Genomic DNA, 9420 nt, shown 5'->3' with positions numbered 1-9420 from the left:
CCCCCCCCCCCCCCCCCCCCCCCCCCCCCCCCCCCCCCCCCCCCCCCCCCCCCCCCCCCCCCCCCCCCCCCCCCCCCCCCCCCCCCCCCCCCCCCCCCCCCCCCCCCCGGCGCGTTCCCGTCCGCAGGACGGAAGCCGGTTGCGGCCGGCCGCGGGCGACGCCGACAGTGGGCGGATGCGCGACACGCTGACCGTCCGGCCCGCCGGCCCCGGGGACGCCTCCGACATCTGCTCCCTGCTCAACGCCGTGGACGTCATCGAGATCGGCAGACCCGAGACCGACCTGGGCACCGCCCTGGCCGACCTCAACCACCCAGGGGTGGACCTGGCCACCGACTCCTGGCTGGCCCTGCGGGCCGGCCGGCCCGTCGCCTACGCCCTCGTCTGGAACGACTCCGGACCGGGCCGGATCGACGGCGACCACTACGTACTGCCCGGCGAGCCCCGGGCCGCCCGCCGCTTGCTGGAGCTGATGGAGGCCCGCGCCCGCGCGATGGCAGCCGGGGCCGACCGCCCGCGCCTGCGCCTGCAGCTGGGCGCCGACCCCACCCTGGACCCGGCCCTCCTCACCGGGCGCGGCTACCGCACCGTGCGCCGCCACCAGGTGATGACCCGTCGGCTCACCCCGGCCGACGCCGCCCCGCCCGTGCCGCCCCCGGGGCTGACCCTGCGCGACTGCGGGGCCGACGGGTCCGACCGGCGCCGCGCCCACGCCCTGGTGGAGGAGACCTTCGCCGCCCACTTCGGGCACGCCCCGCGCGCGTACGAACCCTGGCTGGACCACCTCGACGCCCGCGCCCTCGACTGGTCGCTGGTGTGGATCGCGAGCCTGCCCGGGGCGGGCGACACGGCCGTGCTGCTCACCCGGGACGACCGCACCAGCATGGGCTGGATCAGTCACATCGGCGTACGCGAGGGGCTGCGCGGCCGGGGTGTCGGAGGCTTCCTGCTCCGCCACGGCTTCGCCGCGTACGCCGCCCGCGGCCGCGACACGGTGGGCCTCGGCGTGGACACCGGCAACGAGACCGGCGCACTCGGGCTGTACGAAGCGCACGGCATGCGACCGCACTACGCCGTGGACACCTGGGAGCTGCCTTTGCACTCGCAGGGGTGACAGCCGGGGGACGCGAGGGTGCAATCGGTCCAACCATGGGTGTGCAGGGACCCACATGGGGTGACATTGGCCCCGAAGCGAGTCTCGGTACCCCTAGGAGGCACTCCATGCGCGGAGCCACCCACGCCAAGTGGGCCGCATGTGCGGTGGCCGTCGCCCTCGCGGCGACGGCCTGCGGCGGCGGTAGCGACAACGGCGGCGGTGGCGGTGGCGGTGCCGAAGGGATCGTCAGTTCCTCCTGGGGTGACCCGCAGAACCCGCTGGAGCCCGCCAACACCAACGAGGTGCAGGGCGGCAAGGTCCTCGACATGCTCTTCCGGGGCCTCAAGCGCTACGACCCGAAGACCGGCGAGGCCGTGAACATGCTCGCCGAGAAGATCGACACCACGGACAGTCAGAACTTCACGATCACGCTGAAGGACGGCTGGAAGTTCAGCAACGACGAGCCGGTCACCGCCCAGTCCTTCGTGGACGCCTGGAACTACGGCGCGGACGTGCGCAACAAGCAGAACAACTCGCCGTTCTTCTCCGACATCGTCGGCTACGAGGACGTGCACCCGGCGACCGGCGAGCCCAAGGCGAAGACCATGTCCGGACTGGTCGTCAAGGATCCCAAGACCTTCACCGTCGCCCTGAAGCACAAGTTCTCCACCTGGCCCGAGACCCTCGGCTACCAGGCCTTCTCGCCGCTGCCCAAGGCCTTCTTCACCGACCACGCCGGCTGGCTGAACAAGCCGATCGGCAACGGCCCGTACACGGTGGACTCGTACACCAAGGGCACCGGGATGAAGCTGCGCAAGTGGGACGGCTACACGGGTGCGGACAAGGCGCTGAACGGCGGTGTGGACCTCAAGGTCTACACCGACAACAACACCGCCTACACCGACCTGATCTCGGGCAACCTCGACCTGGTCGACGACATCCCGGCGCAGCAGCTCAAGAACGTCAAGAACGACCTCGGCGACCGGTACATCAACCAGCCGGCCCTCATCATCCAGACCCTCACCTTCCCGCTCTACGACCCGCAGTGGGGCAAGGAGGGCATGGAGAAGGTCCGCCGGGGCATCTCGATGGCGATCAACCGCGACGAGATCACCCAGCAGATCTTCCGCGAGACCCGTACGCCGGGCAAGGACTGGACCTCCCCGGCCCTCGGGGCCAAGGGCGGCTTCAACGCCACCCTCTGCGGCGACGCCTGCAAGTACGACCCGGCCGCCGCCAAGAAGCTCATCCAGGAGGGCGGCGGCCTGCCCGGCGGGAAGGTCACCCTGACCTCCAACGTCGACACCGGCTCGCACCGCGAGTGGATGGACGCCGTCTGCAACAGCATCAACAACGCGATCGGCGAGGGCCCGGTCTGCACGGTCAACCCGATCGGCACCTTCGCCGACTTCAGGAACCAGCAGAGCGCCTACAAGCTGACCGGCCCCTTCCGCTCCGGCTGGCAGGCCGACTACCCGCTGATCCAGAACTTCCTCCAGCCGCTCTACTACACCGGGGCCTCCTCCAACTACGGCAAGTTCAGCAACCCGGACTTCGACAAGCTCGTCGACGAGGCCAACCAGGAGAGCGACGCCCCCAAGGCGATCGCCAAGTTCCAGGACGCGGAGAAGATCCTCGCGGAGCAGATGCCGTCCATCCCCCTCTGGTACCAGAACGGCAGCGCCGGACACTCCGAGCGGATCACCGACGTCGCCCTGAACCAGTTCAGCGTCCCGGTCTACAACCAGATCAAGGTCAGCTGACCCACCCCTCGGATCGATCCTGGAGCAGTCCATGGGACGTTACGTGATCCGGCGACTGCTCCAGATGATCCCGGTGTTCATCGGCAGCACGTTCCTGATCTTCTTCATGGTGTACGCGCTCGGCGACCCGGTGGCGGCCCTCTTCGGCGACAAGGCCCCCGACCCCGCCACCGCCGCACGGATCCGCAAGGACCTCTACCTCGACCAGCCCCTGTGGAAGCAGTACCTGCACTACATGGGCCAGATCTTCCAGGGGGACTTCGGCACCGCCTTCAACGGACAGAGCGTCACCGACCTGATGGCCTCGGCCTTCCCGGTCACTCTGCGCCTGACCATCGTCGCGATCGTCATCGAGGTCGTCGTCGGCATCACCCTCGGCGTCGTCAGCGGCCTGCGCCGGGGCAAGTCCGTCGACACCTCGGTACTGGTGCTCACCCTCGTCGTCATCTCGGTGCCCACCTTCGTCACCGGCTACCTGCTCCAGTACCTCTTCGGCGTCAAATGGGGCTGGGTACGGCCCACCGTCTCCCCGGACGCCCCCTTCAACGAGCTGATCCTGCCGGGCATCGTCCTCGCCCTCGTCTCGCTCGCCTACGTCACCCGGCTCTCGCGCACCTCCATCGCCGAGAACGCCAAGGCCGACTACGTCCGCACCGCCACCGCCAAGGGCCTGCCGCGCCACCGCGTCGTCACCCGACACCTGCTGCGCAACTCCCTGATCCCCGTCGTCACCTTCATCGGCACCGACATCGGCGCCCTGATGGGCGGCGCCATCGTCACCGAGCGGATCTTCAACATCCACGGCGTCGGCTACCAGCTCTACCAGGGCATCCTGCGCAACAACTCGCCCACCGTGGTCGGCTTCGTCACCATCCTCGTGATCGTCTTCCTGCTGGCGAACCTGCTCGTCGACCTGCTCTACGCGGTCCTGGACCCGAGGATCCGGTATGCCTGACCCCGAGCGTCCGGAAGGCCCCCCCATGTACGACCCCGTGGGCCCACGTCCGCGCGAGGCGGTCTCGCCCACCGGTCAGGGAGGGCCCATGGACCTCGCCGTGGAGGAGGGCGAGAGCCTGGAGCGGCCCCCCGGACCCGACACCGGACCGCGGGAGAGGGCCCGCTCGCTCTGGTCCGACGCCTGGCACCAGCTGCGCCGCAACCCCGTCTTCATCATCTCCTCCCTGATGATCCTCTTCCTGGTGGTCATCGCGATCTGGCCCCAGCTCATCGCGAGCGGCGACCCCCTGTACTGCCGGCTGTCCAAGTCCCAGCAGGGCCCCGAGCCCGGCCACCCCTTCGGGTACGACACCCAGGGCTGCGACGTCTACACCCGCACCGTCTACGGCGCCCGCGCCTCCATCACCGTCGGAGTCTGCGCCACCCTCGGCGCCGCCCTGCTGGGCTCCGCGCTCGGCGGGCTCGCCGGTTTCTTCGGCAGCTGGGGCGACGCCGTGCTCTCCCGCGTCGCCGACATCTTCTTCGGGATCCCCGTCGTCCTCGGCGGCCTGGTGTTCCTCTCCGTCGTCACCAGCACCACCGTCTGGCCCGTGGTCGGCTTCATCGTGCTGCTGGGGTGGCCGCAGATCGCCCGCATCGCCCGCGGCTCGGTCATCACCGCCAAACAGAACGACTACGTCCAGGCCGCCCGCGCCCTCGGTGCCGGCAACGGCCGCATGCTGCTGCGGCACGTGGCGCCCAACGCCGTGGCCCCCGTCATCGTCGTCGCCACCATCGCGCTGGGCACCTACATCGCCCTGGAGGCCACCCTGTCGTTCCTCGGCGTCGGACTGCGCCCGCCCACCGTCTCCTGGGGCATCGACATCTCCAACGCCGCCTCCCAGATCCGCAACGCCCCGCACATGCTGCTCTGGCCGGCGGGCGCCCTGAGCCTGACCGTGCTCGCCTTCATCATGCTCGGCGACGCGGTGCGCGACGCCCTCGACCCCAAGCTGCGCTGAGGAGTGAGCCGCCAGATGCTGCTCGAAGTCCGCGACCTGCACGTGGAGTTCAAGACCCGCGACGGCGTCGCGAAAGCGGTCAACGGGGTGAACTACTCGGTCGACGAAGGCGAGACGCTCGCCGTTCTCGGCGAGTCCGGCTCCGGCAAATCCGTCACCGCCCAGGCCGTGATGGGAATCCTCGACGTCCCGCCGGGCCGCATCGCCGGCGGCGAGATCCTCTTCAAGGGCAAGGACCTCCTCAGGATGAAGGAGGAGGAACGGCGCAGGGTGCGCGGCGCCGGAATGGCGATGATCTTCCAGGACGCCCTCTCCTCCCTCAACCCCGTGCTCAGCGTGGGCGCCCAGCTCGGCGAGATGTACGAGGTCCACCGCGGGATGTCCCGCAAGGACGCCAGGACCAAGGCCGTGGAGCTGATGGACCGGGTCAGGATCCCGGCGGCGAGGCAGCGGGTGGGGGACTACCCGCACCAGTTCTCCGGGGGCATGCGCCAGCGCATCATGATCGCCATGGCGCTGGCCCTGGAGCCCGACCTGATCATCGCCGACGAGCCGACGACGGCCCTCGACGTGACGGTCCAGGCCCAGGTCATGGACCTGCTCGCGGAGCTCCAGCGCGAGATGAACATGGGTCTGATCCTGATCACCCACGACCTCGGCGTCGTCGCCGACGTGGCGGACAAGATCGCCGTCATGTACGCGGGCCGCATCGTCGAGCACGCCCCCGTCCACGACCTCTACGCGGCCCCCGCCCACCCCTACACCCGCGGCCTGCTGGACTCGATCCCGCGCCTGGACCAGAAGGGCCAGGACCTCTACGCCATCAAGGGCCTGCCGCCCAACCTGCTCGCCATCCCGGCCGGCTGCGCCTTCAACCCGCGCTGCCCGATGGCCCAGGCCGCCTGCCGGGCCGAGGTCCCGCCGCTGGCCGAGATCGCCCCGGACCGGGCCAGCGCCTGCTTCTTCTGGAAGGAGTGCCTCGGTGGCTGAACCCATCCTGGAGGTCCGCGGCCTCGTCAAGCACTACCCGCTCACCCAGGGCATCCTCTTCCGCAAGCAGATCGGCGCGGTCAAGGCCGTCGACGGGGTCTCCTTCGGCCTGGCCGCCGGCGAGACCCTCGGCATCGTCGGCGAGTCCGGCTGCGGGAAGTCCACCGTCGCCAAGATGCTGGTCAACCTGGAACGCCCGACCGCGGGCGCGATCTCGTACAAGGGCCAGGACATCACCAAGCTGTCCGGGCGCGCCCTGAAGGCGGTCCGCCGCAACATCCAGATGGTCTTCCAGGACCCTTACACCTCGCTGAACCCGCGCATGACGGTCGGCGACATCATCGGCGAGCCCTACGAGATCCATCCCGAGGTGGCCCCCAAGGGCGACCGGCGGCGCAGGGTCCAGGACCTGCTCGACGTGGTCGGCCTGAACCCCGAGTACATCAACCGCTACCCGCACCAGTTCTCCGGCGGCCAGCGCCAGCGCATCGGCATCGCCCGCGGCCTCGCGCTGAAGCCCGAGGTCATCGTCGCGGACGAGCCCGTCTCCGCGCTCGACGTCTCCGTCCAGGCCCAGGTCGTCAACCTGCTGGAGCGCCTCCAGGGCGAGTTCGGGCTCTCGTACGTGTTCATCGCGCACGACCTCTCGATCGTCCGGCACATCTCCGACCGGGTCGCCGTCATGTACCTCGGCCGGATCGTCGAGACCGGCACCGACTCCCAGATCTACGACCACCCGACCCATCCGTACACCCAGGCCCTGCTCTCCGCCGTGCCCGTCCCCGACCCCGGGGCCCGCGATCGCCGCGAGCGCATCATCCTCTCCGGTGACGTCCCCTCCCCGGCCAACCCGCCCTCGGGCTGCCCCTTCCGCACCCGCTGCTGGAAGGCCGAGGCGCGCTGCGCCGTGGAGGTCCCGCTGCCGACGGTCCCGCAGGCCTTCCCGTCCGGGCCCGCGGCCCACCCGTCGGCCTGTCACTTCGCGGCCGAGAAGCAGGTGGCGCCGCCCCCGCCGGTGCCTCCGAGGGACGCCGACGCGTAGCGTCCGGCCGGCCCGTCCACCGGCCCCCGGCCGTTCGAGCGATTATTTTTCGCCACCGTGCACACGGCGCCGCGGTCGGGTTCCGGCCATGGCAACACGCTCTGTGCGTGGGCGACTTGACCCCGTCTGCCCCGAGTTCCGGGCCGCGCGGACGGGTGGGATGTGGCCGTTCGGGCCCCGGGGGGCGCCCGGGGCGACGCGACGTCCTCCCGCCCGGCCCCCGCGTGCCCCCGGGCGTGCGCGGCATGCGCCCCTCGTGCTGCCGGAATTCGATCGATGCGCTGGTACGGATAGTTATGATCCGTAGCGCACGGTGGGTATGACTTCGCCGAGCACGAGTACGCGTACCGATGTCCGCTCGACGTGGAGGTGAAACGCCGTGGCACTCTCGATCTCGGCCGTGGTGCTGCTGGCGATCGTCGTCTTCCTTCTGGTCCGGAAGTCGGGACTGAAGGCAGGGCACGCCTTCGTGTGCGTGCTGCTGGGGTTCTACCTGGCGAGCTCGACGATCGCTCCGACGCTCAGCCAGCTCACGTCCAACGTGGCGAGCATGATCAGTGGCCTCAAGCTGTAGGGGCGCGGCCGCGCGGTCCTGCTCGTAGGCTGACCCCATGAACGGTCTTCCCGCCCGTCGTCTGCTCCTCGTGCACGCGCACCCGGACGACGAGTCGATCAACAACGGCGTCACCATGGCCAAGTACGCGGCCGAGGGTGCGCACGTCGCCCTGGTGACCTGCACGCTCGGCGAGGAGGGCGAGGTCATCCCGGCCGAGCTCGCCCACCTCGCGCCGGACCGCGACGACACCCTCGGCCCCTTCCGGGTCGGGGAGCTCGCCGCTGCCATGAAGGAGCTCGGTGTCACCGACCACCGCTTCCTCGGCGGCGCCGGCCGCTACCGGGACTCGGGGATGATGGGCGCCCCGCAGAACACCCGCCCCGGCGCCTTCTGGTCCGCCGACCTGGACGAGGCGGCCGGGTACCTCGTGGAGGTGATCCGGGAACTGCGGCCGCAGGTCCTCGTCACCTACGACCCCGACGGCGGCTACGGCCATCCCGACCACATCCAGGCCCACCGCGTCGCCACGCGCGGCGCGGAGCTGGCCGCCGACCCCGCCCACCGGCCGGAGCTCGGCCCCGCGCACGCGGTCGCGAAGCTGTACTGGAACCGGGTCCCGCGCTCGGTCGTCGACGAGGGCTTCGCCCGGCTGCGCGCCACCGGGGCCTCCTTCCCCGGCGTCGCGGGCCCGCAGGACGTCCCCGGGGTCGTCGACGACGAGCGGATCACCGCCGAGATCGGTGACGACGGCGGCGGTGACGGCGAAGGCGACGGCGGCGGGCGGGGATGGGCGGCGGCCAAGGCGGCCGCGATGCGCGCGCACGTCACCCAGATCGCCCTGGACGGCCCCTTCTTCGCCCTCTCCAACGACCTGGCCCAGCCCCTGTTCGTCCGCGAGTACTACGAACTCGCCGCGGGCGAGCCGGGAGCCCCGGTCGGCACGCGCGAGCGGGACCTCTTCGCGGGGGTGCGCGCATGACCACGCCCTGGACCCCCGGGCGGATCGCCGCCCTGCTCGGCCTGCTCGTCGCGGGTGCCCTCACCGGCGCGGCCGGCTGGCTCGTGCTGGACCTGTGGTTCCCGGCCGGGCTGCTGCTGGCCCTGCTGGCCCTGCTCGGCCTGTTCCTCGGCTCCCGGATCGCTACCGGCGCGGGGGCCGGAGTGGGTGCGGCGGCGGCCGGCTGGTTCCTGTCGTACGTCCTGCTCACCCTCCCCCGCCCCGAAGGGGACTTCCTGTTGGGTTCCTCCGGAATCGGTATGTACGCATACCTTTTGGGGGGAAGTGTGATCGCTGTGATCTGCGCCACGATGCGCGGCCCGGTGGAGGGGCCCGTTTCGGCCTCCCGGCCGCGCGGCTGACGGGTCGCTGAACTCCGCCGCTCGCCGATCGGGGACGGGTTGAGGGGGTTTGACGGGCCCTCGGGAGGGGGCGTGCGGGGAGCGAAGAGGAACCTGGGATTCCCGGGGGACAGTTGCGTGCGGGCGGCGGCCAGTATGGTGGACGGGCCGCCGAGCTGCCCGCGCACGGTAAAGACGGGCGGCGGAGCCAACCGGGAGAACCTGCCTTGAGTCGTGAAACTGACAGTTCGTCCCCCGGGCCCCAGGGGCACGGTGGGGCCGCCTACCCCTCGGGTACGCCGCCGTACGGAACCGGCCAGCACCCGTCCACGACTGTGCCATTCGGGCCCGGCGCGACGAGCGCCCCGGAGGAGAACCCTGTGACGTCGAACCCGTCCACGCCCGACACCGACGGGCCGAAGACCGAGACCACCCTGACGACCCGGATCCGGATCAACATCCCGGGTTCGCGGCCGATCCCGCCGGTGGTCGTACGCAAGCCGGTGAAGGGGACCGCCGCGGGCGGCTCCGCTCCGGAACGGACCGAGGCCGACCCGGCCCAGGCACCGGCCCAGGCCCCGCCGCGCGGCGGGCCGCCGGCGCCCCGGGGCGGCCGCGGTGTTGTCCTTTTGGTCGACCACGCGGACCGTCGTCAGGATGTGCCGCTGGTAGTCCCT

General features: G+C 71.2%; 9 protein-coding genes and 1 pseudogene. All 10 read left to right on the top strand.

Annotated elements, in window-relative coordinates:
• Positions 1 to 175: 175 nt before the first annotated feature.
• Positions 176 to 1114 carry a GNAT family N-acetyltransferase gene (locus ACEPPI_RS38305; RefSeq protein WP_373919876.1) on the top strand — a complete coding sequence of 313 codons (939 nt, stop codon included), beginning with the start codon at positions 176 to 178 and terminating at the stop codon, positions 1112 to 1114.
• Positions 1115 to 1221: 107 nt separating this feature from the next.
• Positions 1222 to 2859: an ABC transporter substrate-binding protein gene (locus tag ACEPPI_RS38300; RefSeq protein WP_373919875.1), complete on the top strand. Its 1638-nt coding sequence runs from the start codon at positions 1222 to 1224 to the stop codon at positions 2857 to 2859.
• Positions 2860 to 2890: 31 nt separating this feature from the next.
• Complete coding sequence (locus tag ACEPPI_RS38295) at positions 2891 to 3814, top strand: ABC transporter permease (protein WP_373919874.1); 924 nt, start codon at positions 2891 to 2893, stop codon at positions 3812 to 3814.
• Entirely contained in the window at positions 3807 to 4817 is a 1011-nt protein-coding gene (locus ACEPPI_RS38290; RefSeq protein ID WP_373919873.1) for an ABC transporter permease, read from the top strand. The genes ACEPPI_RS38295 and ACEPPI_RS38290 overlap by 8 nt, the downstream gene beginning before the upstream one ends.
• 15 nt (positions 4818 to 4832) lie before the next feature.
• Entirely contained in the window at positions 4833 to 5807 is a 975-nt protein-coding gene (locus ACEPPI_RS38285; RefSeq protein ID WP_373919872.1) for an ABC transporter ATP-binding protein, read from the top strand.
• Complete coding sequence (locus ACEPPI_RS38280; RefSeq protein ID WP_373919871.1) at positions 5800 to 6849, top strand: ABC transporter ATP-binding protein; 1050 nt, start codon at positions 5800 to 5802, stop codon at positions 6847 to 6849. The genes ACEPPI_RS38285 and ACEPPI_RS38280 overlap by 8 nt, the downstream gene beginning before the upstream one ends.
• Before the next feature lie 379 nt (positions 6850 to 7228).
• Positions 7229 to 7423, top strand: coding sequence for a hypothetical protein (locus ACEPPI_RS38275; RefSeq protein WP_136213899.1), 195 nt, complete (start codon positions 7229 to 7231; stop codon positions 7421 to 7423).
• Positions 7424 to 7460: 37 nt separating this feature from the next.
• Positions 7461 to 8384, top strand: coding sequence for an N-acetyl-1-D-myo-inositol-2-amino-2-deoxy-alpha-D-glucopyranoside deacetylase (mshB, locus tag ACEPPI_RS38270; RefSeq protein ID WP_373919870.1), 924 nt, complete (start codon positions 7461 to 7463; stop codon positions 8382 to 8384).
• A complete protein-coding gene (locus ACEPPI_RS38265; protein WP_356223126.1) occupies positions 8381 to 8764 on the top strand; it encodes a DUF6113 family protein in 384 nt (127 codons plus the stop codon). The genes mshB and ACEPPI_RS38265 overlap by 4 nt, the downstream gene beginning before the upstream one ends.
• Before the next feature lie 359 nt (positions 8765 to 9123).
• Positions 9124 to 9420: pseudogene (locus ACEPPI_RS38260) on the top strand (hypothetical protein); the annotation flags it as partial.

This window comes from Streptomyces sp. AB3(2024), assembly GCF_041862025.1.
Lineage (GTDB): Bacteria > Actinomycetota > Actinomycetes > Streptomycetales > Streptomycetaceae > Streptomyces.
This window is presented reverse-complemented; position numbering and strand designations above follow the sequence as displayed.

Coding starts and splice junctions, on each gene's coding strand:
- ACEPPI_RS38305 (WP_373919876.1), top strand. CDS start 176: ATGCGCGACACGCTGACCGTCCGGCCCGCCGGCCCCGGGGACGCCTCC.
- ACEPPI_RS38295 (WP_373919874.1), top strand. CDS start 2,891: ATGGGACGTTACGTGATCCGGCGACTGCTCCAGATGATCCCGGTGTTC.
- ACEPPI_RS38300 (WP_373919875.1), top strand. CDS start 1,222: ATGCGCGGAGCCACCCACGCCAAGTGGGCCGCATGTGCGGTGGCCGTC.
- ACEPPI_RS38265 (WP_356223126.1), top strand. CDS start 8,381: ATGACCACGCCCTGGACCCCCGGGCGGATCGCCGCCCTGCTCGGCCTG.
- ACEPPI_RS38285 (WP_373919872.1), top strand. CDS start 4,833: ATGCTGCTCGAAGTCCGCGACCTGCACGTGGAGTTCAAGACCCGCGAC.
- ACEPPI_RS38290 (WP_373919873.1), top strand. CDS start 3,807: ATGCCTGACCCCGAGCGTCCGGAAGGCCCCCCCATGTACGACCCCGTG.
- mshB (WP_373919870.1), top strand. CDS start 7,461: ATGAACGGTCTTCCCGCCCGTCGTCTGCTCCTCGTGCACGCGCACCCG.